Source organism: Streptomyces sp. NPDC104831 (assembly GCF_055583025.1).
This window is the reverse complement of the sequence record NZ_JBVJOT010000004.1, coordinates 164,438-188,208: the sequence shown is the minus strand read 5'-3', so window position 1 is coordinate 188,208 and position 23,771 is coordinate 164,438. Positions and strand designations below refer to the sequence as shown.

The following is a 23,771-nucleotide window of genomic DNA, read 5'->3' as shown; positions in this document are numbered from 1 at the left end:
CCCTGCGTGTCACGCCTCGTCGTGCACCTCGCGGTGCGCCTTGGCCAGTTCGGCGTACAGCGTGCCGTTGAGGGTCACGCCCTCCCGCTCCTCCTGCGACAGGGCCCGCTTCACCTTCGCCGGCACCCCCGCCACCAGCGACCCGGGCGGTACCACCATCCCCTGCGGCACCAGGGCCTGGGCCGCGACCAGCGAGCCCGCCCCGATCACCGCCCCGTTCAGCACGGTCGCGCCCATGCCGATCAGGCAGTCGTCCCCGACCGTCGCCCCGTGCACCACCGCGTTGTGCCCGATGGACACCCGCTCCCCGACGGTCACCGGGAATCCGGGGTCGGCGTGCAGGGTCACGTTGTCCTGCACATTGGCCCGCGCCCCCACGCTGATCCTCTCGACGTCCCCGCGCGCGACGGCCCCGTACCAGAGGCTGGCCCCCTCGTGCAGCGTGACGTCCCCGATCACGGACGCCGTGGGCGCCACGAACGCCCCGGGATCGATCCGGGGCTCCTTGCCTCCGATGCCCACGACCAGTGCCTTGTGCGTCATCACCGTCTCCTCGTGTCCGTGCCGCCCCCGCACCGTACGACACCGGGTGGGGCAAAGATCACAGCGGTCCGGCGTCTCGCCGGGGACAACCGGTGAGTAACGTGAGCCCGTGCCGAAGCGCAAGAACACGTTCTCATCCTGGCGTCGCCGCCTGGCCCAGCGCGCCGTCCACGCGGCCTGGGAGTGGGCACGGCGCACCGGCTCGGTCACGGCCGAGCACCCCGGCCGCTTCCGCTTCGGCGCCATCGGCGAGCACACCCGGCTGGCCTTCCCGCTCGGCACGGTCTTCGGCGAACCGTGGATCCGGCTCGGCTCCTACTGCATCATCGGCGAGCAGGTCACCCTCACCGCGGGCCTGATGCCCGACCTGGACCTCGGCCCGGACCCGATCCTGCGCATCGGCGACGGCGTGGTCCTCGGCCGCGGCAGCCACGTCATCGCGGACACGACGGTGACCATCGGCAGCGACTGCTACTTCGGCCCGTACGTCTACGTCACCTCCACCAACCACTCCTACGACGACCCGCACCAGCCCATCGGCAAGCAGTGGCCGCGCATGGAGCCGGTCGAGATCGGTCCGGGCTGCTGGATCGGCACCGGCGCGGTGATCCTGCCGGGAGCGCGGATCGGCCGGAACGTGGTCGTGGCGGCCGGCGCGGTGGTCCGGGGCACGGTGCCCGACCACGCGGTGGTGGCGGGGGCGCCCGCCAGGGTCGTACGGCGCTGGACGCCGGACACCGGCTGGCAGCCGCCGCTGCGCACGCCGGCGCCCGTGCCGATACCGGACGGCATCACACCGGACCAGCTGCGCGCCCTGGCCGACCTGGACGAGGAGGCGGTCGCCCGTCTCGCCGCGCTGGAGCCCGAGGGCTGACGCGGCCCCCGGCGTCGGACCGGGCGGCCCCCGTGGGTCCGGGTGCCCCGCGGATCCGGGCCGGCCCGCCGATCGCGTGGGTCCCGTCGGTTCAGCCCGTGGCCAGCAGCAGTGTGCCCAGGAGGGCCAGCCCCGCTCCCGCCGTCTGGACCGCGCGCAGCCGCTCGCTCAGGAAGCCGCGCGCGGCCAGCGAGGTCACCACCGGGTACAGCGAGGCGAGCACGGCCGCGACGGTGACCGGACCGCTCCGGGTGGCCATCGCGTAGGTGCCGTTGGCCGCCACGTCGGCCAGCCCGACGAACGCCAGCGCGGGCAGCGAACCCCACGGGAAGCCGCCCTCCGGCACGGCGGCCCCGCCGCGCCGCACCGAGGCGGCGAGCGCCGCCCCGCCCACCGCCACGTTCGTCACCCGCTGCACGAACAGCGCGAGGAACAGCCCGGTGACCGTGGTGGACGCCTCCGCGATCAGCGCGAACACCGTGCCGAAGCCGACCGCCGCGACCAGCGTCAGCAGGACCGCGCGCCGCTGCACGGCCGCGCCCCGCAGCTGCGGGCCGCCCGCGAGGACGACCCCGGTGACGGCGACCGCGATGCCCGCGGCCTGGAACAGCCCCGGCCGCTCGCCCAGCACGAGCCCGACGCCGACGGGCACGGCGACGCTGAAGGTGGCGAGCGGCGAGACCACGCCCATCGGGCCGAGCGCGAGGGCCTGGTAGAAGCAGAGCAGGGCCACCGGCCCCACGAGCCCGGCCGCGCACGCGAACCACAGCCGGGGCCCCGCCTCGCCCCAGCCGCCGGTGGCCAGCACGATCGCGCCCAGCACGGCCGCCGCGATGGCCTGCGAGACGACCACGACCGTCAGCGCCGGGGTGCGCCGGGTCAGCAGTCCGCCGCCGAAGTCCGCCAGCCCCCACAGGAGGCTGGTGATCAGGGCGAAGAATGCTGTCATGGCCGGCCTCGCAGTACAGTTCGGTGAACGATCGGGTGCACCTCACCGTAGTTCAACGTACTGAACTCTGTTAAACAGAATATTCAACTTTCCGGATATTGGACTCCCTGTGTCGGACCTTGAACTCCTGACCCAGTCCCTGGCGCGCAACGTCAGGCACTGGCGCTCGGTGCGCGGCTTCACGCTGGACGTGCTCGCCGCCCGGGCGGGCGTCAGCCGCGGCATGCTCATCCAGATCGAGCAGGCCCGCACCAACCCCAGCATCGGCACGGTCGTCAAGATCGGTGACGCGCTCGGCGTCAGCATCACCACCCTTCTCGACTACGAGCAGGGCCCGAAGGTGCGGATCGTCCCCGCCGAACGGGCCGTGCGGCTCTGGCACACCGAGGCCGGCAGCTACAACCGGCTGCTCGCCGGCACCGAGGCCCCCGGACCGCTGGAGATGTGGGACTGGCGGCTGATGCCGGGGGAGACCAGCCCCTCCGAACCGCACCCCGGCGGCACGGTCGAACTGGTCCACGTCACCGCGGGCGAGCTGACGCTCACCGTCGACGGCACGGAGTACCGCGTGCCGACCGGCGCGAGCGCCTCCTTCGAGGCCGACGTCCCGCACTGGTACGGCAACCAGGGCGAGGTGCCGATGGAGATGGTGATGGCCGTGTCCGTACCGCCCGTGCCGTGAGACGCCGCGACGGCGGCCGGGCCGGTGTTGCTAGCGTGCGGCCATGCGCGCACCCATCGGAGACTTCGACACCGCCACCCCCGCCCCGGACTGCCTGGACGAGCTGACCGCCCCCGTCGCCGACGCCGTACGCGACTGGCAGGGCGCGGTGCCGGCCGACCGGATCCTCTACGTCGACACCGACCCGCGCTGGGCCGACACCGCCGTCTTCGTCGAGCACTACGGCCGCGACCTGCTGGAGCGGTCGGCGAACTGCGTGGTGGTCGCGGGCAAGCGGGCCGGCGAGACCCGGCTGGCCGCCTGTGTGGTGCCGTCCACCACCCGGGCCGACGTCAACGGTGTCGTCCGCCGTCAACTGGGCGCCCGCAAGGCGTCGTTCGCCCCGATGGAGACGGCGACCGGCGAGACCGGCATGGAGTACGGCGGCATCACCCCGGTCGGACTGCCCACCGGCTGGCCGGTGCTGGTGGACTCGGCCGTCGTCGACCTGCCCTACGTCCTGGTCGGCAGCGGACGCCGCCGCGGCAAGCTCCTGATTCCCGGCAAGGCCCTCGCCGAACTTCCCGGCGCGGTCGTGCTGGAGGGCCTCGGCGTGGCGTGAGCGGCCGGCAGAGCCGTCCCTCCGGCCCCGGCGGACTCCGCGGGCCGCGCGACGACCCGGCGAACGGATCCGCCGCTCACGCCGGGAGGCGAGCCGGAAGGGCCCGGAACCGGGTCAGCCCAGCCGGGGGATCTCGATGGCCGGGCAGCGGTCCATGACCATCTCCAGGCCCGCCGTCCGGGTCCGCTCGTAGGCGGCCGGGTCGACGACGCCCAGCTGGAACCACACCGCCCGGGCGCCCTTCGCCACGGCCTCGTCCGCGACCGGACCGGCCAGCTCGCTGTTCACGAAGACGTCGACCACGTCCACGTCGAAGGGGACGTCCGCGAGGGAGGCGTAGCCCCGCTCCCCGTGCACCGTCTCGGCCTTGGGGTGCACCGGCACGATCCGCTTGCCGTACCGCTGGAGCACCCGCGCCACGCCGTACGCGGCCCGGCTCTGGTTGGCGGACAGGCCCACCACCGCCCAGGTGTCGCCCAGCTCGGTCAGGATCCTGCGGATCGTCGCTTCGTCGCCGTACATCGGCCGCCTCCTCGGGCTGCGGTAACTGTCCCGGGGAAACGTCACTGCCGGGGGCGCGGATTCCCGCCGCGGCCCGGCACGCTGTCCGGAATCGGCGCAAGCTGCTGCATACGCCCGCCGACCCGCCCTACGCTCGCCCCGTGCTGCGCATCCTCGACGCCCGAACCGGTGAGTCCGTACCCGCCGCGCCCGCCCGCCGCGCCCTGACCCGGATCGAGGCCCACGCCTCCGGACTCGATCCGACGGCCCTGCGGGTCCTGCTCACCGCCGACCTGCTCGTGCGCGCCCTGGAACTGGGCGGCACCCCGGTCTGGACGATCCTCACCGCCCCCCGCCACCAGCCCGAGCTGCGCACGGCCGCCACGCGCCTGGCCATCCGCCCCTTCGAGGACAGCCGGGACCTCGCCTCCGGCCTCGGCGAGGCCCAGGCCGTCCACGTGGTACGGCGGGACTCGGCCCGGACGGTGGGGGAGGGCCCGGTGGTGGCGGTGGCCGGCGCGGAGTGGGCGTCGGGAAACGGCGCCGCGCCCGGGCAGGGCGGCGGCCCGGCCGGACTCGCGGCACCGCTGTCCGATCCCGCGGCCCTGCGCCTCGCCCTGCTCGCCGTACCGCGCGGCGAACCCGCGCGGCTGGACCCGGCCGTGCTGGAGGAGGCCGCGCTGAGCCTCGCCCGCTGGCGGCGGGCCGTGGCCGGCTGGGCCCGGCGGCCCTCGCGGCCGGTGCCCGGCGAGGTGCGCGAGCGGCTGCGGGCCGCCTGGGAGGACGATCTGGACCTGCCCGCGGTGCTCGGCGTCCTGCGGGAGGTGGCGAGCGCACCCGGCATCCCGGACGGCGCCCGCTTCGAGACCTACGTCTACGCGGACCGCCTGCTCGCGCTCGATCTCGCGCGCGATGTCGGCGGCCCCGCGTGAACGGGCCGGCGGGCACCGGCCCGTTGCGCCGGCTGGTGGTGCTGCGGCACGCCAAGTCGGCCTGGCCCGGGGGCGTCGAGGACCGGCTCAGGCCGCTCGCGCCCCGCGGGCTGCGCGACGCCCCGGCCGCCGGCCGCGCCCTCGCCGCCGGATCGCTGCCCGACCTCGCCCTGTGCTCCACCGCCGTACGGGCCCGCCGCACCTGGGAGCTGGTCTCCGCCGAGTGGGCCACGCCGCCGCCCGTGCGCTACGACCGGCGGCTGTACGCGGCCGGGGTGCCGCAGCTGCTGGAGGTGGTGCGCGAGGTGCCGGCCGAGGTGCGGACCCTGCTGCTGGTCGGGCACAACCCCGGTCTGGAGGAACTGGTGCCGGCGCTGGCCGCCGACGGGCTCGACGACACCCTGGACCGGGTACGGGCGAAGTTCCCGACCTCCGCCTTCGCCGTCCTCACCTGGCACGGCACCACGTGGCGGGCCCTCACCCCGGGCACGGCCCTGCTGACCTCCTTCACGGTCCCGCGCGGCAGGAAGAGGAGCTAGCCGGGGCGGTGCACCGGGCGCCCGGGGCCGTGCGGTACGCCGTCGCCGCGCCGCCCGGGCCGGGCGGAGGGGTCCGCGGCCGGGTGGGCACGGGTGCCTTCGCCCGGGCCCGCCGTCCCGCCCGCGACCGGGGAGCGGTGGCGGCCGTGGAGGGCGTGCACGTCCCGCTTCGGCGGTGTAACGCGTCTTGAGGTCCGCTCGCCCGGGGGTCAGAGTGGGTCCACCGCCTCAGCACGGTGAGGAGCGAGGTGCGCAGCCTCTCGCCGGGGCCGGAGCCGCCATGGCCGAGGCCCTGCCGTGCTCTGGCGCGACCGGTCGGGGAATCGAGGAGAGGAGGCGGGCATCGGCACACCGATTCGTACGACGACGGGGGCGGGCGCGCCTGCCTTCGGTACCACCCAAGGCCCCGGCCACCGGTCGCCGGCCGCCCCCCTTCGGAGGACGTCCGGGCGGCGGACGGCCCCGCCACGCCCGCGGTCCGGTGCCCGCGTCCGCCGGCTCCCCGGCGCCTGCCCGCGCCCCGGACGCCTAGGCGCGGTCCGGTCATGGCTTCCTGATCGCGGCTTCCCCGGCCGTTGCCACTCGACACCACAGGGGAACACCGGTCGTGCGCTGTTGCAGCGGCGCGCGCCCATGGGCGGGGCCCGGATCGCCGGGCCCCGCCCGCTCGACGCCCCGGCCCGGCGGGACCCCGCACGGGAGCGGTCCCGGCCCGCGGCGGCCGCGGATAGGCTGGCCGGATGCAGGACGAGTACCGCACAGTCGCCCGCGCGGACGTGCACGAGACCGAGATCAACCGCTCCCGCTTCCTGTGCGCCCTCGCCCCGGCCGCCACCGAGCGGGAGGCGCAGGACTTCATCGCCGCCGTGCGCAAGGAGCACGCCGACGCCACCCACAACTGCTGGGCGTACGTCATCGGCGCCGACGCCTCCGTGCAGAAGGCCAGCGACGACGGCGAACCGGGCGGCACCGCCGGCGTGCCCATGCTGCAGATGCTGCTGCGCCGCGACATGCGGTACGTGGTGGCCGTGGTCACCCGGTACTACGGCGGTGTCAAGCTCGGCGCGGGCGGGCTGATCCGTGCCTACGGCGGCTCGGTCGGCGAGGCCCTGGACGCGCTCGGCACCCTCACCCGGCGCCGCTTCCGGCTGGCCACGGTGACCGTCGACCACCAGCGGGCCGGCAAGGTGCAGAACGACCTGCGCGCCACCGGACGCGAGGTGCGCGACGTCCGCTACGGCGAGGCCGTCACCATCGAGATCGGCCTGCCGGACGCCGACGTGGACGCCTTCCGGGGCTGGCTCGCCGATGTGACGGCGGGCACGGCCGGCTTCGAACTGGGCGGCGAAGCCTACGGAGACGCCCGATAATTGCCTCAAATCGGGCATAACAGGCTTGTGTGGGACGGGTGATGGCGGCCGGTGCCGGAGCGACCGGCCGTGATGTCGGACCCGGCCGTTAGTCTCGGGGCTCATGAGGATCCTGCACACGTCCGACTGGCACCTCGGCCGGTCCTTCCACCGGGTCAACCTGCTGGAGGCCCAGGCGGGGTTCATCGGTCACCTCGTCGCCACCGTGCGTGAGCACGCGGTGGACGCGGTGGTCGTGTCGGGCGACGTGTACGACCGCGCGGTGCCCCCGCTCGCCGCCGTCGAGCTGTTCGACACCGCCCTGCACCGGCTCGCGGACCTCGGCGTGCCCACGGTGATGATCTCCGGCAACCACGACTCGGCCCGACGGCTCGGCGTCGGCGCCGGACTCATCGACCGCGCGGGCATCCACCTGCGCACCGAGCCGTCCGCCGCCGGCACCCCGGTGATCCTCCGGGACACCCACGGCGACGTCGCCTTCTACGGCCTGCCGTACCTCGAACCGGCCCTGGTGAAGGACGAGTTCGGCGTCGACAAGGCCGGCCACGAGGCCGTCCTCGGCGCCGCCATGGACCGCGTCCGCGCCGACCTCGCCGGCCGCCCGCCGGGCACGCGGTCCGTCGTCCTCGCCCACGCCTTCGTCACCGGCGGTCAGGCCAGCGACAGCGAGCGGGACATCACCGTCGGCGGGGTGGCCGCCGTACCGGCCGGCGTCTTCGACGGGGCCGACTATGTGGCGCTCGGCCATCTGCACGGCTGCCAGACCCTCACCGAACGCGTGCGCTACTCCGGCTCGCCGCTCGCCTACTCCTTCTCCGAGGCCGGCCACCGCAAGAGCATGTGGCTGATCGACCTGGACGCGGACGGCTCGGTCACCGCCGACCGCGTCGACTGCCCGGTGCCGCGCCCGCTCGCCCGTATCCGGGGCCGCCTCGACGACCTCCTCGCCGACCCGGGGCTGACCCGCCACGAGGACGCCTGGGTCGAGGCCACCCTCACCGACCCGGTCCGCCCGGCCGAGCCCATGGCCCGGCTCACCGAGCGCTTCCCGCACACCCTCAGCCTGCTCTTCGCCCCCGAGCGGGCCCCCGACGACCCCCGGGTGTCCTACGCCCGGCGGCTCGCGGGCCGCAGCGACGAGCAGGTCGCCCGGGACTTCGTCGCCCATGTGCGCGGCGCCGGGCCCGACGCGGACGAGGCCGCCGTACTGCGCGAGGCGTTCGACGCCGTGCGCGCCGACCACACCGCGCGGGAGGTGGCCCGGTGAGGCTGCACCGGCTCGACATCACCGCCTTCGGCCCCTTCGGCTCCACGCAGAGCGTCGACTTCGACGCGCTGTCCGCCGCCGGGCTGTTCCTGCTGCACGGACCGACCGGCGCGGGGAAGACCTCCGTCCTGGACGCCGTCTGCTACGCCCTGTACGGCTCCGTCCCCGGCGCCCGGCAGAGCGGTCAGGGCATGCACCTGCGCAGCGACCACGCCCCGCCCGGCACCCGCACCGGGGTCCGCCTCGAACTCACCGTCGCCGGCCGCCGCCTGGAGATCACCCGGCAGCCCCCGTGGGAGCGGCCCAAGCTGCGCGGCAAGGGCATGACGGTCGACAAGGCCCAGACCTGGCTGCGCGAGTACGACGCCCGGGCCCGCGCCTGGAAGGACCTCAGCCGCTCCCACCAGGAGATCGGCGCCGAGGTGGAACAGCTGCTCGGGATGAGCCGCGAACAGTTCTGCCAGGTCGTCCTGCTGCCCCAGGGGGACTTCGCCCGCTTCCTGCGCGCCGACGCCGAGGCGCGCGGCCGCCTCCTCGGCCGGCTCTTCGACACCCGGCGCTTCGCCGACGTCGAGAAGTGCCTCGCCGACCGCCGCCGCGCCACCGAGGCCCGGGTGCGCGAGGGCGACACCGCCCTGCTCGCCGACGCCCACCGCATGCAGCAGGAGGCCGGCGACGCCATGGAGCTGCCCGAGCCGGCCCCCGGCGACCCGGGGCTGGCCGAGGCCGTCCTCGGGGCCGCCGCCGTCGCCCGCAGCACCGCCCGGGAACGCCTCGACATCGCCCGCTGCCGGCTCGACGCCGCCGAGTCCGCCCACGCCGCGGCCCGGCACGCCCTGGACGAGGCCCGCGAACTCGCCCGCCTCCAGGACAGGTTCGCCGCGGCCCGGGAGCGCGCCGCCCGGCTGCGGGAACGCTCCGGCGACCACCGCGAGGACCAGCGGCGCATGGAGCGGGCCCGCAAGGCGGAGGCGGTCGCGCCCGCGCTGGAGCTGCGCGAGGAGGCCGACCGGGACCACCGCCGGGCGGCCGAGGAGGAGACCCGCGCGCGCGGCGCGCTCCCCGACGCGTACGCGGGGGCCGACGCGAGCGGACTGGCCGCCGCCGCCCGCCGGACCGCCGAGGAGCTCGGCGGCCTGGACGCGGCCCGGCGCGCCGAACGCCGGCTCGCCGAACTCGCCGGTGAACGCGCCGGACTCGACCGGCAGGAACGCGCCGACGAGGACGTCCTGCGCGAGGCCGACGCCTGGCTCGCCGACTGGGACACCACCCGCGCCGCCCTCCAGGCCCGTGTCGACTCCGCGCAGGAGGCCGCCACCCGCGCCGAACAGCTCGCCGTGCGGCGCGAGCCCATGGCGCGGCGGCTCGCCGCGGCCCGCACCCGCGACCGGCTCGCCGCCAACCTCGAAGAGGCCCGCCGGCGCGCGGAGGAGTCCCGCCGGCAGGCCCTCGACGCCCGCGCCCACTGGCTCGACCTCAAGGAACAGCGGCTGGCCGGCATCGCCGCCGAACTGGCCGCCCACCTCACCGACGGCGAGCCCTGCGCCGTCTGCGGCGCCACCACCCACCCCGCGCCCGCGCGCAAGACCGCCGGACACGTCGACCGCGAGACCGAGGACCGCGCCCTCGCCGCCGGCCGGCGGGCCGAGGACCAGCACGCCGCGGACGAACGGCGGCTCGGCGAGGTCCGCGAGGCCCTGGCCGCCGCCGGCGCCGAGGCCGGCGACACCCCGGCCGCGGAACTCGCCGAGGAGGCCGGCCACCTGGAGCGGGAGTACGCCCGCGCCCGCCGCGACGCCTCCGCCCTGCACGCCGCCCAGCAGGAGCTGCGGCGCGCCGAACAGGAGCGCGAGCAGCGCCTCGCCGACCGTCAGCAGGCCGCCGTACGGGCCGCCTCACGGCTCACCCGCCGTGACACCCTGGAACGCGAACAGGCGCTGCTGGAAGCCGAATTGGCGACGGCGCGGGGCGACTCGGACAGCGTGGCGGCGCGCGCGGCCGAGCTGGAGCGGCTCGCGGCACGGCTCACCGGGGCCGCCGACGCCGTCCGCGCCGCCGAGGACGCCGCCCGGCGGCTGAAGGACGCCGACGCCCGGCTCGCCGACGCCGCCTACCGTGCCGGTTTCGACACCCCCGGGGCCGCCGCCGCGGCGCTGCTGGACCCCGCCGCGCACCGCGAACTCCAGCGCCGCCTGGACGCCTGGCAGCAGGAGGAGGCCGCCGTCCGCGCCGTCCTCGCCGAGCCCGGCACCGCGGCGGCGGCCGAGCGGCCGGCCGCCGACCCCGCCGGTGCCGAGCGGGCGGCCGCCGCCGCGGAACGGCGGCTGCGCGAGGCGGGCTCCGCGCTCGACGCCGCCGCCCGCTGCGGCGCCGAGCTGGACCGGCTCTCCGCGCGCGCCGCCGGGGCGGTGCGCCGGCTCGCCCCGCTGCGCGCCGAACACGACCGGGTGGCCCGGCTCGCCGCCCTCACCGCCGGCACCTCCGCCGACAACGAACGCAGGATGCGCCTGGAGTCGTACGTCCTGGCGGCCCGCCTGGAACAGGTCGCCGCCGCCGCGACCGTACGCCTCCAGCGCATGTCGTCCGGCCGCTACACCCTCGTCCACTCCGACGACCGCGCCGGCCGCGGGCGCAGCGGACTCGGGCTGCACGTCGTCGACGCCTGGACCGGACGGGAGCGGGACACCGCGACCCTGTCCGGCGGCGAGACCTTCTTCGCCTCCCTCGCGCTCGCCCTCGGCCTCGCCGACGTCGTCACCGAGGAGGCCGGCGGCGTCCGCCTGGACACCCTCTTCATCGACGAGGGGTTCGGCAGCCTGGACGACCAGACCCTGGACGAGGTCCTGGACGTCCTGGACTCCCTGCGCGAACGCGACCGCAGCGTCGGCATCGTCAGCCACGTCCCCGACCTGCGCCGCCGCGTCCACGCCCAGCTGGAGGTCGTCAAGGGCCGCTCGGGATCCTCACTGCGGCAGCGGGGGGCGGCCTAGCGGCCCAGCGGGCGGCGGGGCAACGGGGAGGAGTAGACCACGCTGGTGGTCACCGAACCCAGGGCGCCGATCCTGCCGGAGACCTCCTCCAGGTGGGACATCGACCGCGCGGCGACCTTGATGACGAAGCAGTCGTCGCCGGTGACGTGGTGCGCCTCCAGGATCTCGGGCGTCGCCGCGACCAGGTCGTGGAAGGGCTTGTAGTTGCCGTTCGGGTAGCGCAGCCGCACGAACGCCAGGATCGGCAGGCCGAGCCGCTCCGGGTCGACCACCGCCGCGTACCCCTGGATCACCCCGGCCTCCTCCAGCCGCCGTACCCGCTCGGTGACGGCGCTCGGCGACATGGACACGGCACGCGCCAGCTCGGCGTAGCTGGAGCGTCCGTCCCGCTGGAGGACTTCGAGGATGCGCCAGTCGGTGGCGTCCGGGGAATACACGGTCATCCCGGATGGATAGCAGGGAAAACCCCGGTGGGACAAGGGCGGGCCCGTGGATCGGCCCTTCAGGACGGCGCCCCGGGACCGTAGATTTCCAGTCATGATCGACATCGCTTCCGAGAACCCCGTTCTGCGGGTCGCCCCCGCCGCCCCGGCCGAGGCCGCCGCCTACTTCCGGGCGAGCCTCGCCTTCCACGCCGACGTCTCCGACGTGGCCGCCGCGCTGGCGGCCGGCGCCGACCCCGGATTCGTCGTCGTGGACACCCGCTCCACCGCCTCCTGGGACCAGGGCCACGTCCCGGGCGCGGTCCACCTGCCGACCGCGCTCATCGGCGAGCAGGCCGAGCGGCTCCTCGACAAGTCCGTGCCCGTGGTCACGTACTGCTGGGGCCCCGGCTGCAACGGGGCCACCCGCGCCGCCCTCGCCCTCGCCGAACTCGGCTACCGGGTCAAGGAGATGCTCGGCGGCTTCGAGTACTGGGCCCGCGAGGGCTTCGCCTACGAGACCTGGCAGGGCCCGGCCCGCCGGGACGCCGACCCGCTGACCGCGCCCGTCGACGGCGACTGCGGCTGCTGAGGCCCCCGCCGGTCAGCGCAGCCCATCGAACGCGACGTGCAGGTGCCGGGGCCCGCGCAGCACGGCGTTCTCCCGGTACGGCGGCGGATCCTCCACCAGGCGGGGGTTGTCCAGCCGCCGGGCCAGCTCGGACAGCGCGATCTGGGTCTCCAGGCGGGCCAGCGGGGCGCCGAAGCAGCTGTGGATGCCGCTGCCGAAGCCGAGGTGCCGGAGATCCTCGCGGTCCGGGTCGAACCGCCCGGGGTCCTTGAACCGCTCCGGGTCCCGGTTGCCCGCGGCCAGCATCAGCCAGATCCGTGAGCCCCTCGGGATGGTGACCCCGCGCACCTCGATGTCGGTGACGCAGGTGCGCTGCGGCACGAGCTGCACCGGAGGTTCGTAGCGCAGCAGTTCCTCCACGATGCGGACCGAAAGCCCCGGGTCCCCGCGCAGCCGGCCGAGGACCTCCGGGTGGCGCAGCAGGGTCAGCATGCCGTTGGTGATCAGGTTGACCGTCGTCTCGTGCCCGGCGATCAGCAGCAGCACCGACGTGCTGAGCACCTCCATGGTCGTCATCGAGCCGTCCGGGCCCCTGCTGTTCACCAGGTCGGACAACAGGTCCTCGCGGGGTTCCCTGACCCGCTCCTCGACCAGCCCGGACAGGTACATGCCGAGCCGCATCCGTGCCTCCCGCGCGGCCTTCTGGTGCTCCGCCGACTCGCCGCCGCCCGGCCGCTTCTCCGGGTCCAGGCTCGCCACCAGCGGGTCCACCCAGGTGCGGAACGTCGGCTCGTCCTCCCGGGGCACCCCGAGCAGCCGGCAGATCACCGTCACCGGGAAGGGGTAGGCGAACTGGTCCACCAGGTCCACCCGGCGGGCGTCCCCGAAGCCGTCGATCAGCCCGGTGACGATCTCCCGCATGGCGCCGCGCATGCCCTCGATCCGCCGGGGCCGGTGCGGCGGGCCGAACCCGGTGTTGGCGATGCGGCGCAGCCGGTCGTGCTCGGGCGGGTCCAGGCGCAGGAACGACGGCGGCAGGCCGCCCGTCTCCTCCGGGTCGTTCAGCCCGTCCTCCCCGGCGACGGCCAGGTTCGCGGCGTCGGAGCTGATCCGCGGATCGTGCAGCAACGCCTCGATGTCGTAGTACGAGCTGATGAGATACGGGCCGCCCTCCTCCTCGTGGAGCACCGGCGTCCGGCGCAGCTCCTCGTACAGCGGATAGGGGTCGGCGCGGTTCTTGAAATCGGTGATCTGGCGGGCCAGCGAGGCGTGCGGCATGGCGGTTCCTCGGAGCGTCGGGGCCGGGGGTCAGTGGCGGGAGGGGTGGAAGACCAGCTGCTGGTCGGCCGGCGAATAGCCGGTGAGGGTCACCATGGGCCCGTGGGTCGGCAGCGACGGGTCCGGGAAGCCCGCCGGCACCGGCTGCCGGCCCTCCGGCCGGCGGTCCAGCGTCGGGAACTCCACCGGGAACGGCGCCCCCCGCTCGATCTGCCGCTGGTAGAACTCCAGCCAGCGGGCGTTGTCGAAGGTCACGGCGGCCACGATCCGGCCCTGGTGGCCGTAGACCCCGACGAACCGGCGCTCGGCGAGCGACCCCTGCGTGATCATGAGCTGCTCGCCCATCGGCGGGACCCCGACCGATTTGATGTTGACCCCGAACATCGACGACCAGAAGGCCGGCATCCACAGGTGCGGGCGCCGGTCGGCGCCGTCGCAGATCATGTTGTGGGCGGCCGTCTCCGCCTGCGCGACGGCGTTGCCCCAGTGCTCCAGCGACAGGAACTGGTAGCCGAACAGCGCGTGCGGGGAGCGGGCCACATCGCCCGCCACGAAGACGTCGTCCGTGACGATGCCCCGGAAGTCGAAGGCCCGGCAGCCCGCGTCACAGGCGACGCCCCGGGGCCCCGCGCCCAGCCCCGACCCGGCCAGCCACTCCGTGTTGCGCACCGACCCCAGCGACACCACGACCACATCCGCCTCGACCACGCTCTCGTCGGACAGGTGGACGGCCCGCACCCGGCCCACCGCGTCCCCCTCCAGAGAGGTCACCGTGACATGGGTGCGCAGGTCCACGCCGTGCTCCGTCGCGAGGTCCGCCGCGACCGCGCCGACCACCCCGCCGAGCGCCCCCACCAGCGGCGCCCCCGCGCGTTCGGCCATGCTGACCGGCAGGCCCATCTCCCGGCAGGCCGAGGCGACCTCGGAACCGGCGAACCCGGCGCCGATGACGAACACCCGCCGGGGCCCGGCCCTCAGCCGCCGGTCCAGGTCGGCCGCGTCCCCCCGGGTGCGCAGCACGCACACCCCGTCCAGCCGGGCCTCCTCCTCCTTGAACCACGGCCGGGCCCGCACGCCGGTCGCGATGAGCAGCCGGTCGTACTCCACCTCGTCCCCGTCGGCCAGCCGGACCCGCTTGGCCGCCAGATCCAGCCCGGTCGCCGCGACACCCAGCCGCCACTTCGCGTCGGTCTCCCAGCGGCGCGGCAGCTCCGTGCGGAGCGGGGACGCCAGGCCCAGCAGCGCCGACTTCGACAGCGGCGGCCGGTCGTACGGCTCGTACGGCTCGTCCCCGACCAGGGTCAGCTCGCCGGCGAAGCCCTCCGCGCGCAGCGTCTCGGCCGCCCGCAGCCCCGCCAGCGAGGCGCCCACGATCACGATCCGCCCCTCGCGCCTGAGCCGCTCCACGTGGTCAGCGGGCATCGGACGCCCCCTGGACCGCGCCCGCGCGGTCGAGCCCGTCGGTGGTGATCGCCCCCACCGGGCAGGCGGCCACCGCGCGCGCCACCCGCTCCCGCTGCTCCTCCTGCGGGGACGGGTCGTAGATCAGCGACTCCTCGCCGTGCATGGCGAAGACATCGGGCGCGAGGAACGCGCACTGGGCGTACCCCTGGCACTTGTTGAGATCGACGACAAGCCTCATCGACGCTCCGCCCTTTCGAATGGCGAGGTCCGGTGCGCGCCGCACGGCTCGCGCGGGCGGGCTCCGGACGGCGGTCTCCCCCCGCTCGCCAGCATGCGAGCGGTGACCGGGCGCCCGCGCGCCGGGCACGCCGATCGAGTGAGCGCCCGGCGGTCTACCCGGCCCCCCGTCCCCGGCCGGCCCGGAGGACGTGCAGGCCGGTCAGCAGCGACCAGGCCGGGAAGACGAGTTCCGCCCAGGGCACGTTCGACGAGACGAAGAGCAGGACCAGCACGGTGACGAAGCCCGCGATCGTCAGCGGGCGCGGCAGCACGCCCAGCCGGTGTCCCATGACCGACAGGGACGACACGAACACGGCCGCCATCCGCATGGCGTACCCCGTCATCAGCGAGTACGCGAGGTGGCGGCCGAAGTCCCAGGCCACCGGCAGCGGCGGCACACCGGGCGGGTGGGCCACCGCCAGCACCGCCCCCGCCGCCGCGGCGGCCCCGAACAGCGTGGCCGTGAAGACCAGCCCGCTGCCCAGGAAGACGGTGGCGAGGAACCTGTCCTCCACCGCGCCGACGTGCGCGCGGATCGCGCCGAGGAACCACAGGAAGAAGATCCCGGCGAACGGCACCAGCGCGAGGGCCGCCCGCAGCGCGTCGCGCCGCCCGGAGTCCGTGAACCCCCGGGCGGTGCCCGCGTCGGCCCCCTCGGGGAGGGCCAGCCTGACCAGGACCATCGCCGCCGCCAGGAGCAGCGCGAAGACGATCCCGGCCAGGCCCGCCGCGCGCGGTGTCCGCAGTGCCCTGTGCCCCGGCGCGTTCTCCCGCATGGCCCGGCCCGCCCTTCCGTGTCGTCCCCCGGCACCAGCGGGCCACCCCGGCACCGGCCGCGCCACCGGGAGACGGCCGTCCGGCCGAGCGGAAAACCGCTCGCGCCCTCCCGGCCCGCCCTCCTAGGGTGGGCGCCCATGCCGACACCTGCCGAACTGCGCCGCGACCCCCTGCCCCTGCGCGGCCGTACCGCGCTCGTCACCGGTGCCTCCCGGCGCGCCGGGATCGGGCACGCGGTGGCCCGGCGGCTGGCCGCCTACGGCGCGAGCGTGTACCTCCACCACCACCTGCCGCACGACGCCGCCATGCCCTGGGGCGCCGACAGCCCCGACGCCGTCGCCGACTCCGTGCGCGAGGCGCTCGGCGACCCCGCGGCGCGGGTCGCCTGCGGCCCCGGCGACCTGGCCGACCCGGCGGAACCGGCCCGGCTGGTCCGCACCGTGACCGAGGAGTTCGGCCGCCTGGACATCCTGGTGGCCAACCACGCCGTCAACGGCTCCGACGGCACGCTGGACGACATCGACGTGTCGATGCTGGACGCCCACTGGGCCGTCGACACCCGCTCGGTGCTGCTGCTCGTCCAGGCGTACGCCCGCTCGCGCGCCGCCCTGCCCGCGGACGCCCCCGGCGGACGCGTGGTGCTGATGACCTCCGGCCAGGACCAGGCCGGAGGGATGCCGGGCGAGATCGCCTACGCCCTGCAGAAGGGCGCCCTCGCCTCCGTCACCCGCTCCCTGTCCACCGCGCTCGCCGAGCGGGGGATCACGGTGAACGCGGTCAACCCCGGCCCCGTCGACACCGGGTACGCCACCGGCGAGGTGCACGCGGCCGTGGCCGCGCGGTTCCCCGCCGGACGCTGGGGCGCGCCCGACGACCCCGCCCGCCTCATCGCCTGGCTGGCCACCGACGAGGCGCGCTGGATCACCGGCGAGGTCGTCAACACCGAGGGCGGCTTCCGGCGCTGAGCCCGGATGCCCGGGCGATCAGAGCCGGGACAGCTCGTCCAGCAGGTCGTCCAGGCCCAGCGAGCCCTGGGACAGCGCCGCCATGTGCCAGGCCTTCAGGTCGAACGCGGCGCCGTGCCGCGCGCTCGCCCGCTCCCGGCCCAGCAGCCAGACCCGCTCGCCCAGCTTGTAGCCGATGGCCTGGCCCGGCATGGTCAGATACCGGGTCAGCTCGCTCTCCACGAAGTCCGCCGGGCGGCTGCTGTGGGCCCCGAAGAACTCCTCCGCCAGCTCCGGCGTCCAGCGCTCGCCCGGACGGAACGGGGAGTCGGCCGGGATCTCCAGCTCCAGGTGCATGCCGATGTCGATGATCACCCGCACCGCGCGCATCATCTGCGCGTCCAGGTAGCCGAGGCGCTCCTCGGGGTCGCGCAGGAACCCCAGTTCGTCCATCAGCCGCTCCGCGTACAGCGCCCAGCCCTCGACGTTGGCGCTGACGATGCCGACCGTCGCCTGGTAGCGGGAGAGGCTGTCCGCCACGTGCGTCCACTGCGCGAGCTGGAGGTGGTGGCCGGGCACGCCCTCGTGGTACCACGTCGAGACCAGGTCGTAGACCGGGAAGCGGGTCAGGCCCATCGTGGGCAGCCAGGTGCGGCCGGGCCGGGAGAAGTCCTCCGACGGGCCCGTGTAGTAGGGGGCCGCCGCACCGCCGGGCGGCGCGATGCGCGACTCCACCCGCCGCACCGGTCCGGCCAGTTCGAAGTGGGTGCCGTCCAGGTCCTCGATCGCCCGGTCCATCAGCCCCTGGAGCCAGTCGCGGGTCTCGTCCACGCCCTCGATGTGCCGGCCGTGCCCGTCCAGGTGCGCGAGCGCCTCCCACGGCGTCTTCGCGCCGGGCAGGATCCTCTCCGCCTCCGCGCGCATCTCGCCGAGGAGGCGGTGGAACTCCGCCCAGCCGTAGGCGTACGCCTCGTCCAGGTCCAGGTCGGTGCCGTTGTAGTAGCGGGCCCAGCGCGCGTACCGCTCCCGGCCGACCACGTTCGAAGCGCCCTCGATCGCCGGCGCGTACACCTGGCGCAGCCAGTCCCGCAGCTCCACCACGGCGCCCGTCGCCGCCCGCGCCGCCTCGTCCAGCTCCGCGCGCAGCGCCTCGGGTCCCGCGGCGGCGAAGTCCTCGAACCAGCCGCGGCCCCCGCCGGTGTCCGCCCACCCGGTCAGCTGGCCGATGAACGTGGCGGTCGGCCGCGGCGCCGCGAACAGCTCCCGGTCCAGGCCGAGCCGCAGGCAGGCGCGGTAGCCCGCGAGCGCGGCGGGCACCGCGCGCAGCCGCTCGGCGATCGCCGCCCAGTCCTCCTCCGTCTCCGCCGGGGTGACCGTGAAGATCTCCCGGACCGCGTGACCGGGCGTGTGCATGTTGCCGACCTCGCGCAGGTGTTCGCCCGCCTCGTACACCGCGAGCCGGGCGGTCAGCCGCTCCCGCAGCAGCCGCCCGCAGCGCCGCTCGGCATCGCTGTCCGCGCCGGGCTGCCGCTCCGCCTCGTCGAGCCTCGCGAGGGTGGCCCGGATCAGCCGCGCCTGCGCGTCCCACCCCGCGGGCGAGTAGTCGGGCAGCCGGCTCGAACTCTCCGGCACCCCGAGGTAGGTGCCGGTGACCGGGTCGAGGGCGATGAGGTCGTCCACATAGGCGTCGGCGACCTGGCGGGGCAGCGGGATCTTGGTATCGGACATGCGGCCCATCCTCGTACGCCGGGGATCACCGCGTCACCCGCGGACGGCGCATTTCAGCTCCGGTCGTGACCGGGCGGCAGCAGCGGCCCGCACTCCCACTGCTGGAAGACCAGCCGGGTCTCCACCCGGGCGACCTCGCGCCGTGCCGTGAACTCGTCCAGTACCAGCCGCTGGAGGTCGGCCATGTCCGCGACGGCCACATGCACCAGGTAGTCGTCCGGGCCGGTCAGATGGAACACCGTCCGCGCCTCCGGCAGCGCCCGGATCCGCTCCACGAACGGCCCGACCAGCTCCCTACGGTGCGGCCGTACCTGCACCGACAGCAGCGCCTGGAGGCCGCGCCCCAGCTTGGCCGGGTCCAGCCGCAGCCGGTGGCCGAGGATCACGCCCGAGCGGCGCAGCCGGGCCACCCGGTCCAGACAGGTCGACGGGGCCACGCCCACCTGCGCGGCGAGGTCCCGGTAGGTGGTCCGGGCGTCGTTCTGCAACAGCCGCAGCAGATGCAGATCCACCGGATCCAGTACGACGGACTCGGACATCTGCCGAACGTAGCACGGCGGTTGGCCCCGGAGAACCGGGCGGTGTTCACCCTTGCGCCCATGGACACAGCGAGCACCGGTGCCTACGACGGCGTGGGCACCGCACCGAGAGCCCTGGACACCGAGGCCGTGCACGCCGGCCGCGACGACCTGGCCCGGCAGGGCCTGCACGCCCCGCCGATCGACCTGTCCACCACCTACCCGTCCCACGACAGCCGGGCCGAGGCCGCCCGCATCGACGCCTTCGCCACCGACGGCGCGGACCTGGCCGGCCCGCCGGTCTACGCCCGCCTGGGCAACCCGACCGTCGCCCGCTTCGAGACCGCCCTCGCCCGGCTGGAGGGCACCGAGACCGCCGTCGCCTTCGCCAGCGGGATGGCCGCGCTGAGCGCGGTGCTCCTGGCCCGTGCCTCGGCGGGCCTGCGGCACGCCGTCGCGGTACGGCCCCTGTACGGGTGCAGCGACCACCTGCTGACCGCCGGGCTGCTCGGTACGGAGGTCACCTGGACCGACCCGGCCGGCATCGCCGGCGCGCTGCGGCCGGACACCGGGCTGGTGATGGTCGAGTCCCCGGCCAATCCGACCCTCGCCGAGGTCGACCTGCGGGCCGTCGCCCGCGCCTGCGGCCGGGTCCCGCTGCTCGCCGACAACACCTTCGCCACGCCGGTGCTCCAGCGGCCGGCCGGGCAGGGGGCGCGGCTGGTGCTGCACAGCGCCACCAAGTACCTCGGCGGCCACGGGGACGTGCTGGCCGGGGTGGTCGCCTGCGACGAGGAGTTCGCCGGGCGGCTGCGGCAGATCCGGTTCGCCACGGGCGGCGTCCTGCATCCGCTGGCCGGCTATCTGCTGCTGCGCGGCCTGTCCACCCTCCCGGTGCGGGTCCGGGCCGCCTCCGCGAACGCCGCCGAGCTGGCCCGCCGGCTCGCCGCGGACCCGCGGGTGGCCCGGGTGCGCTATCCGCGCCTCGGCGGCGCGATGATCGCCTTCGAGGTCCACGGCGATCCGCACGAGGTGATCTCCCGGGTGCGGCTCGTCACCCCCGCGGTGAGCCTGGGCAGTGTCGACACGCTCATCCAGCACCCCGCGTCCATCAGCCACCGCATCGTGGACACCGGCGACCGGCACGACGCGGGTGTCACCGACCGTCTGCTCCGGTTGTCCGTGGGCCTGGAGGACGTCGAGGACCTGTGGGCGGACCTGGACCGGGCGCTGGGCGGGACGCCCGGACGGCAGGGTGCGGGCGCGCGGGAGGCGGCGGTGCGCTGAGGGGGGCTCCGGGCGCCTTCGGTGTCCCGGCGGCCGAAGGGCCCGGCGCCGGGACACCGGTCGCCGGGCCCCGCCGCCGGTGGCCGTCAGTCGCGGTGGGCCGGGTCGGTGAGGCGGGGAGCGGCGGAGGACCGCGGGGGCGCGTCCAGGCGTGCCGTGATGACCAGGGTGCCCTCCTCGATCTGGTAGTCCAGCGGGAGGCCGAGGGCGCGCATCGCGGCGATCATGCCGGTGTTGGACGCCTTGGTCACCGCGTACACGCTCGCGCAGCCCGCCTCGGCCGCCATCGACACCAGCCGGCCGAGGAGTTCGCCGCCGACGCCCCGCCGCTGCCACTCGTCCTCGACCAGCAGCGCGACCTCCGTCTCGTCCCCGTCCCACAGCAGGTGCCCGAGGCCGACGATCCGGCCGGCGGCGGTCTGCGCGGCCAGGGTGCGGCCGAAGCGGGGGCTGAGCAGGTGGTTCAGATAGCGGTCGGCGTCGCCGACCGGGCCGTGGTAGCGCAGGCCGAGCGTGTGCGCCGAGCACCGCTCGTGCATCGCCCTGGCCGCGGGCAGGTCCCCGGTGTCGACCCGGCGCACCGTGATGTCGTCGCCCTCGGGCAGCGTCAGCACGTCCTGCCCGCCGGGGATCCGCGGCCCGAGCCGCCCGTCCAGCTCCACCAGCGCCCGGGCACGCGCGAACTCCGTCGGCGTGAACGGCAGATACGGCCGCTCCACGGTGAGCACCCCGCCCTCCGGGGCCGGCAGCCGCATCACCGTGTCCTCCAGCACCCCCTCGGCCGGCACCGGCAGCGGGCCCCGGCCGCCGCCGGCCGGCGTGCCGGGCAGTGACCGGATGGTGCACCGGCCCAGCAACTGGCGTAGCGCGAGCGGGAGTTCGGAGGCGTCCAGGGCCGTACGGGCGGCCAGGCCCAGCACCCGGGTCGGCGCGTCGACCAGGTCGTGGGCGTCGGCCCGCTCGATCCACGTGGAGGTCCCCCCGGCCAGCGCGACCGCCCGGGTGATCCCGGAGGCCGCCAGCGTGCCCGGTGCCCGCAGCAGGAACTCGTCCACCGTCCCGTCGGCCAGCGGATGGGTCTGGAGGCTGAGGATGTCCACCCGGTGCTCGGCGAGCGCCGTGCACAGGACGGCCAGGGACCCCGGCTCGTCCTTCACCGTCGTCCGCATCCGCCACAGCGCGCCCGGGCCGGGGAGGGGGGCCACCGGGGCGCCGGGCCCCTCGGAGGGCCCGGCCGGCCGCGTCGCGGCGGCCGGCCGGGCACCGGTATCGCTCGCGGGCGGCGCGTGTCCGTGGCGGCGTGACCACCACACGTGGAAGCCCGCCGTCGCGGCCAGCACGATCGCGGAGATGACGAGCAGGGCCGGTCCGTCCGGCCCGTGCCCGATCAGGTTGGCCACCGCGTCCGCGACGGCCACCGCGGTGAAGAGCGCGGCGAGTTCGACGAGGTCCCGCCGCCAGTGGTGCACGGGCCGCCCGTGCCGGGCCCGGGTCACATCAGGCATCTCTGGAGTCATGCGGCCACTGTGCAGGAGGGGTGTTGCGCGATCACGAACTGATTGTGTCCGATGGGTAAAGCATGCTCCGTCCCATTTGTTGCATTTTCTACGGCCGACCGGGCGCCCTCCTCGTTCCGGCCGCCCCGGAGCCGCCTACTGACCGACCCGCCCCGGCTGCAGGGTCCGGCTGAACAGCACCCCGCCGTCCTGCTCCCGCAGCCGCACCGTCAGCTCCCCGCTGTCCCCGTCGATGTCCACCTCGCCGAAGAACTGGTAGCCGCCGGCGGGCGAGACGTTGGACGCGGCCGGCGCCTTCACGAACACCCGCTCCGGCCCGAACGTGCCGTCCAGCGGGCTCGCCGGGAACGCGCCCGCGTTCAGCGGCCCCGAGACGAACTCCCAGAACGGCTCGAAGTCGATGAACGCGGCCCGGGAGGGCTGGTAGTGCTGGGCCGAGGTGTGGTGCACGTCCGCCGTCAGCCACACCGTGCCGGTGATCCGCCGGTGCTTGACGAACCGCAGCAGCTCGGCGATCTGCAGTTCGCGCCCGAGCGGCGCCCCCGGGTCGCCCTGGGCCACCGCCTCGAAGTTCGGCCGGCCCTCCGTCGCGTCCGGTACGACCAGCCCGATCGGCATGTCGGCGGCGATCACCTTCCACACCGCGCGGGAGCGGGCCAGCTCCCGCTTGAGCCACTCCAGCTGCTCCCGGCCGAGGATGCCCCGGGGATCGGTGGTCTGGTCGTCGGGGGAGTTGGCGTTGCGGTAGGTGCGCATGTCCAGCACGAACAGGTCCAGCAGCGGTCCCTGGCGCAGCACCCGGTACACCCGCCCGTCCCGGGCGCCCGGCCGCAGGGTGGGGATCGGGAAGTACTCGCCGAACGCCCGCCGGGCGCGCGCCGCGAGGACGTCGACGCTCTTCTCGGTGTACCGGGCGTCGGTCGTGGCGATCACCTCGCCCGGGTACCAGTTGTTGCGCACCTCGTGGTCGTCCCACTGGACGACCGAGGGCACCCGGGCGTTGAACCGGCGCAGGTTGGCGTCGAGCAGGTTGTAGCGGAAGTTGCCCCGGTACTCGGCCAGGGTCTCGGCGACCTTCGACTTCTCCTCGGTGGTGACGTTCCGCCAGGTGCCGCCGTCGGGCAGCGCCTGGGTCGCGGGGATCGGGCCGTCGGCGTATATGGAGTCGCCGCTGCACAGGAAGAAGTCCGGGTCCAGCCCGGCCATGGCGTCGTAGATGCGGTAGCCGCCGAGGTCGGGGTTGATGCCCCAGCCCTGCCCGGCAAGGTCGCCCGACCACAGGAACCGCACCCCGTCCCGGCGGCGCCGGGAGACCGTGCGGAAGGTGCCGGTGACGGGCTCCGAGGTGCGGCGCGGGTCGTCCGGGTCGGCGAGCAGCACCCGGTAGTGGATCTGCTCGCCGGACGGCAGGCCGTGCAGCCGGGTGGTGCCGGTGAAGTCCGTGCCGCTGCCCAGCAGCGGGCCGTGCCACCGGCGCGGATCGCGGAACGACTCGGTGGCCGAGGTCTCCACGATCATCCGCGCGGGCCGGTCCGCCCGCACCCACACCAGGCCCGAGTCGGTGCCCACGTCACCGGTCTGCACGCCCCAGTCCGCCCGGGGGCGGCCGGAGCGGGCGAACGCCGGGGCCGCGCCGAGGCCGGCGGGCAGGGTCAGGGCCGCCGACGCGGCGAGCGAGCCGCGCAGAACGCCGCGGCGGCCCGGAAGTGGACGGTGGGACATGGCTGCGCCTCCAGGGACGGGATCCGGCCAGTGTGCACAGCCACACCTACTGGCGCGGCGCGGCGGGCACGCGAAC

The 23,771-nt window shown here is 75.5% G+C and carries 23 protein-coding genes; 11 read left to right on the top strand and 12 right to left on the bottom strand.

Going from position 1 to position 23,771, the window contains the following annotated elements:
* Window positions 1–9: 9 nt before the first annotated feature.
* On the bottom strand, window positions 10–543 hold the full coding sequence (locus tag ACZ63H_RS04665) for a gamma carbonic anhydrase family protein (protein WP_469862132.1): 534 nt from the start codon (window positions 541–543) through the stop codon (window positions 10–12).
* 109 nt (window positions 544–652) lie between these two features.
* On the opposite strand from ACZ63H_RS04665, the gene ACZ63H_RS04660 reads away from it, so the two are divergent.
* A complete protein-coding gene (locus tag ACZ63H_RS04660) occupies window positions 653–1,417 on the top strand; it encodes an acyltransferase (RefSeq protein ID WP_469862130.1) in 765 nt (254 codons plus the stop codon).
* Window positions 1,418–1,508: 91 nt separating this feature from the next.
* Here ACZ63H_RS04660 and ACZ63H_RS04655 read toward each other — a convergent pair whose 3' ends face one another.
* Window positions 1,509–2,366 (bottom strand): EamA family transporter, encoded by an 858-nt coding sequence (locus ACZ63H_RS04655; protein ID WP_469862128.1) that lies wholly within the window; start codon window positions 2,364–2,366, stop codon window positions 1,509–1,511.
* A gap of 109 nt (window positions 2,367–2,475) precedes the next feature.
* Here ACZ63H_RS04655 and ACZ63H_RS04650 point away from each other — a divergent pair, with 109 nt between their 5' ends.
* Entirely contained in the window at window positions 2,476–3,048 is a 573-nt protein-coding gene (locus tag ACZ63H_RS04650) for a helix-turn-helix domain-containing protein (RefSeq protein ID WP_467934870.1), read from the top strand.
* A gap of 43 nt (window positions 3,049–3,091) precedes the next feature.
* Complete coding sequence (locus ACZ63H_RS04645) at window positions 3,092–3,649, top strand: YbaK/EbsC family protein (protein WP_469862127.1); 558 nt, start codon at window positions 3,092–3,094, stop codon at window positions 3,647–3,649.
* A 114-nt stretch (window positions 3,650–3,763) separates the two neighbouring features.
* On the opposite strand, the gene ACZ63H_RS04640 is transcribed toward ACZ63H_RS04645, so the two are convergent.
* A complete protein-coding gene (locus ACZ63H_RS04640) occupies window positions 3,764–4,171 on the bottom strand; it encodes a CoA-binding protein (protein WP_469862125.1) in 408 nt (135 codons plus the stop codon).
* 140 nt (window positions 4,172–4,311) lie between these two features.
* On the opposite strand from ACZ63H_RS04640, the gene ACZ63H_RS04635 reads away from it, so the two are divergent.
* The 5 genes from ACZ63H_RS04635 to ACZ63H_RS04615 all read left to right on the top strand — a co-directional run bounded on the left by ACZ63H_RS04635 (window position 4,312) and on the right by ACZ63H_RS04615 (window position 11,248).
* A complete protein-coding gene (locus ACZ63H_RS04635) occupies window positions 4,312–5,082 on the top strand; it encodes a hypothetical protein (RefSeq protein ID WP_469862123.1) in 771 nt (256 codons plus the stop codon).
* Window positions 5,079–5,621, top strand: coding sequence for a SixA phosphatase family protein (locus tag ACZ63H_RS04630; protein WP_469862121.1), 543 nt, complete (start codon window positions 5,079–5,081; stop codon window positions 5,619–5,621). Before ACZ63H_RS04635 ends, ACZ63H_RS04630 begins: the two co-directional genes overlap by 4 nt.
* Before the next feature lie 740 nt (window positions 5,622–6,361).
* A complete protein-coding gene (locus tag ACZ63H_RS04625) occupies window positions 6,362–6,991 on the top strand; it encodes a YigZ family protein (protein WP_469862119.1) in 630 nt (209 codons plus the stop codon).
* Between the two features lie 103 nt (window positions 6,992–7,094).
* Window positions 7,095–8,258: an exonuclease SbcCD subunit D gene (locus ACZ63H_RS04620; protein WP_469862118.1), complete on the top strand. Its 1,164-nt coding sequence runs from the start codon at window positions 7,095–7,097 to the stop codon at window positions 8,256–8,258.
* Window positions 8,255–11,248, top strand: coding sequence for an AAA family ATPase (locus tag ACZ63H_RS04615; RefSeq protein ID WP_469862116.1), 2,994 nt, complete (start codon window positions 8,255–8,257; stop codon window positions 11,246–11,248). The genes ACZ63H_RS04620 and ACZ63H_RS04615 overlap by 4 nt, the downstream gene beginning before the upstream one ends.
* Here the strand turns inward: ACZ63H_RS04615 and ACZ63H_RS04610 are convergent.
* The gene (locus ACZ63H_RS04610; RefSeq protein ID WP_059248055.1) at window positions 11,245–11,691 is read right to left on the bottom strand and encodes an Lrp/AsnC family transcriptional regulator; all 447 of its coding nucleotides are present in this window, start codon (window positions 11,689–11,691) and stop codon (window positions 11,245–11,247) included. The genes ACZ63H_RS04615 and ACZ63H_RS04610 overlap by 4 nt on opposite strands.
* 94 nt (window positions 11,692–11,785) lie before the next feature.
* Here ACZ63H_RS04610 and ACZ63H_RS04605 point away from each other — a divergent pair, with 94 nt between their 5' ends.
* Complete coding sequence (locus ACZ63H_RS04605; protein WP_469862114.1) at window positions 11,786–12,262, top strand: rhodanese-like domain-containing protein; 477 nt, start codon at window positions 11,786–11,788, stop codon at window positions 12,260–12,262.
* A 12-nt stretch (window positions 12,263–12,274) separates the two neighbouring features.
* Here ACZ63H_RS04605 and ACZ63H_RS04600 read toward each other — a convergent pair whose 3' ends face one another.
* The 4 genes from ACZ63H_RS04600 to ACZ63H_RS04585 all read right to left on the bottom strand — a co-directional run bounded on the left by ACZ63H_RS04600 (window position 12,275) and on the right by ACZ63H_RS04585 (window position 15,978).
* A complete protein-coding gene (locus ACZ63H_RS04600) occupies window positions 12,275–13,519 on the bottom strand; it encodes a cytochrome P450 (RefSeq protein ID WP_469862112.1) in 1,245 nt (414 codons plus the stop codon).
* A 30-nt stretch (window positions 13,520–13,549) separates the two neighbouring features.
* On the bottom strand, window positions 13,550–14,941 hold the full coding sequence (locus ACZ63H_RS04595) for an NAD(P)/FAD-dependent oxidoreductase (protein ID WP_469862110.1): 1,392 nt from the start codon (window positions 14,939–14,941) through the stop codon (window positions 13,550–13,552).
* Window positions 14,931–15,161 carry a ferredoxin gene (locus tag ACZ63H_RS04590; protein WP_469862108.1) on the bottom strand — a complete coding sequence of 77 codons (231 nt, stop codon included), beginning with the start codon at window positions 15,159–15,161 and terminating at the stop codon, window positions 14,931–14,933. Before ACZ63H_RS04590 ends, ACZ63H_RS04595 begins: the two co-directional genes overlap by 11 nt.
* A gap of 154 nt (window positions 15,162–15,315) precedes the next feature.
* The gene (locus ACZ63H_RS04585; RefSeq protein WP_469862106.1) at window positions 15,316–15,978 is read right to left on the bottom strand and encodes a hypothetical protein; all 663 of its coding nucleotides are present in this window, start codon (window positions 15,976–15,978) and stop codon (window positions 15,316–15,318) included.
* Between the two features lie 138 nt (window positions 15,979–16,116).
* Between ACZ63H_RS04585 and ACZ63H_RS04580 the strand changes: the two genes are divergently transcribed.
* Window positions 16,117–16,944 carry an SDR family oxidoreductase gene (locus tag ACZ63H_RS04580; RefSeq protein ID WP_469862105.1) on the top strand — a complete coding sequence of 276 codons (828 nt, stop codon included), beginning with the start codon at window positions 16,117–16,119 and terminating at the stop codon, window positions 16,942–16,944.
* Between the two features lie 18 nt (window positions 16,945–16,962).
* Here the strand turns inward: ACZ63H_RS04580 and ACZ63H_RS04575 are convergent, their stop codons facing one another.
* Window positions 16,963–18,651: a DUF885 domain-containing protein gene (locus ACZ63H_RS04575; RefSeq protein WP_469862104.1), complete on the bottom strand. Its 1,689-nt coding sequence runs from the start codon at window positions 18,649–18,651 to the stop codon at window positions 16,963–16,965.
* Between the two features lie 53 nt (window positions 18,652–18,704).
* The gene (locus tag ACZ63H_RS04570) at window positions 18,705–19,190 is read right to left on the bottom strand and encodes an Lrp/AsnC family transcriptional regulator (protein ID WP_469862102.1); all 486 of its coding nucleotides are present in this window, start codon (window positions 19,188–19,190) and stop codon (window positions 18,705–18,707) included.
* 60 nt (window positions 19,191–19,250) lie between these two features.
* Between ACZ63H_RS04570 and ACZ63H_RS04565 the strand changes: the two genes are divergently transcribed.
* Window positions 19,251–20,456, top strand: a complete 1,206-nt coding sequence (locus ACZ63H_RS04565) for a trans-sulfuration enzyme family protein (RefSeq protein ID WP_469862100.1) — start codon at window positions 19,251–19,253, stop codon at window positions 20,454–20,456.
* An 86-nt stretch (window positions 20,457–20,542) separates the two neighbouring features.
* On the opposite strand, the gene ACZ63H_RS04560 is transcribed toward ACZ63H_RS04565, so the two are convergent.
* Both ACZ63H_RS04560 and ACZ63H_RS04555 read right to left on the bottom strand, forming a co-directional pair.
* Window positions 20,543–21,973: a GNAT family N-acetyltransferase gene (locus ACZ63H_RS04560; protein WP_469862098.1), complete on the bottom strand. Its 1,431-nt coding sequence runs from the start codon at window positions 21,971–21,973 to the stop codon at window positions 20,543–20,545.
* 135 nt (window positions 21,974–22,108) lie between these two features.
* A complete protein-coding gene (locus ACZ63H_RS04555) occupies window positions 22,109–23,695 on the bottom strand; it encodes an alkaline phosphatase D family protein (protein WP_469862096.1) in 1,587 nt (528 codons plus the stop codon).
* Window positions 23,696–23,771 lie beyond the last annotated feature (76 nt).

Bases quoted from the DNA above. Each gene is read 5' to 3' on its own strand.
- ACZ63H_RS04665 (WP_469862132.1), bottom strand. From the start codon at position 543: ATGACGCACAAGGCACTGGTCGTGGGCATCGGAGGCAAGGAGCCCCGG.
- ACZ63H_RS04655 (WP_469862128.1), bottom strand. From the start codon at position 2,366: ATGACAGCATTCTTCGCCCTGATCACCAGCCTCCTGTGGGGGCTGGCG.
- ACZ63H_RS04645 (WP_469862127.1), top strand. From the start codon at position 3,092: ATGCGCGCACCCATCGGAGACTTCGACACCGCCACCCCCGCCCCGGAC.
- ACZ63H_RS04640 (WP_469862125.1), bottom strand. From the start codon at position 4,171: ATGTACGGCGACGAAGCGACGATCCGCAGGATCCTGACCGAGCTGGGC.
- ACZ63H_RS04625 (WP_469862119.1), top strand. From the start codon at position 6,362: ATGCAGGACGAGTACCGCACAGTCGCCCGCGCGGACGTGCACGAGACC.
- ACZ63H_RS04620 (WP_469862118.1), top strand. From the start codon at position 7,095: ATGAGGATCCTGCACACGTCCGACTGGCACCTCGGCCGGTCCTTCCAC.
- ACZ63H_RS04610 (WP_059248055.1), bottom strand. From the start codon at position 11,691: ATGACCGTGTATTCCCCGGACGCCACCGACTGGCGCATCCTCGAAGTC.
- ACZ63H_RS04605 (WP_469862114.1), top strand. From the start codon at position 11,786: ATGATCGACATCGCTTCCGAGAACCCCGTTCTGCGGGTCGCCCCCGCC.
- ACZ63H_RS04600 (WP_469862112.1), bottom strand. From the start codon at position 13,519: ATGCCGCACGCCTCGCTGGCCCGCCAGATCACCGATTTCAAGAACCGC.
- ACZ63H_RS04595 (WP_469862110.1), bottom strand. From the start codon at position 14,941: ATGCCCGCTGACCACGTGGAGCGGCTCAGGCGCGAGGGGCGGATCGTG.
- ACZ63H_RS04590 (WP_469862108.1), bottom strand. From the start codon at position 15,161: ATGAGGCTTGTCGTCGATCTCAACAAGTGCCAGGGGTACGCCCAGTGC.
- ACZ63H_RS04585 (WP_469862106.1), bottom strand. From the start codon at position 15,978: ATGCGGGAGAACGCGCCGGGGCACAGGGCACTGCGGACACCGCGCGCG.
- ACZ63H_RS04580 (WP_469862105.1), top strand. From the start codon at position 16,117: ATGCCGACACCTGCCGAACTGCGCCGCGACCCCCTGCCCCTGCGCGGC.
- ACZ63H_RS04575 (WP_469862104.1), bottom strand. From the start codon at position 18,651: ATGTCCGATACCAAGATCCCGCTGCCCCGCCAGGTCGCCGACGCCTAT.
- ACZ63H_RS04570 (WP_469862102.1), bottom strand. From the start codon at position 19,190: ATGTCCGAGTCCGTCGTACTGGATCCGGTGGATCTGCATCTGCTGCGG.
- ACZ63H_RS04565 (WP_469862100.1), top strand. From the start codon at position 19,251: ATGGACACAGCGAGCACCGGTGCCTACGACGGCGTGGGCACCGCACCG.
- ACZ63H_RS04560 (WP_469862098.1), bottom strand. From the start codon at position 21,973: ATGACTCCAGAGATGCCTGATGTGACCCGGGCCCGGCACGGGCGGCCC.
- ACZ63H_RS04555 (WP_469862096.1), bottom strand. From the start codon at position 23,695: ATGTCCCACCGTCCACTTCCGGGCCGCCGCGGCGTTCTGCGCGGCTCG.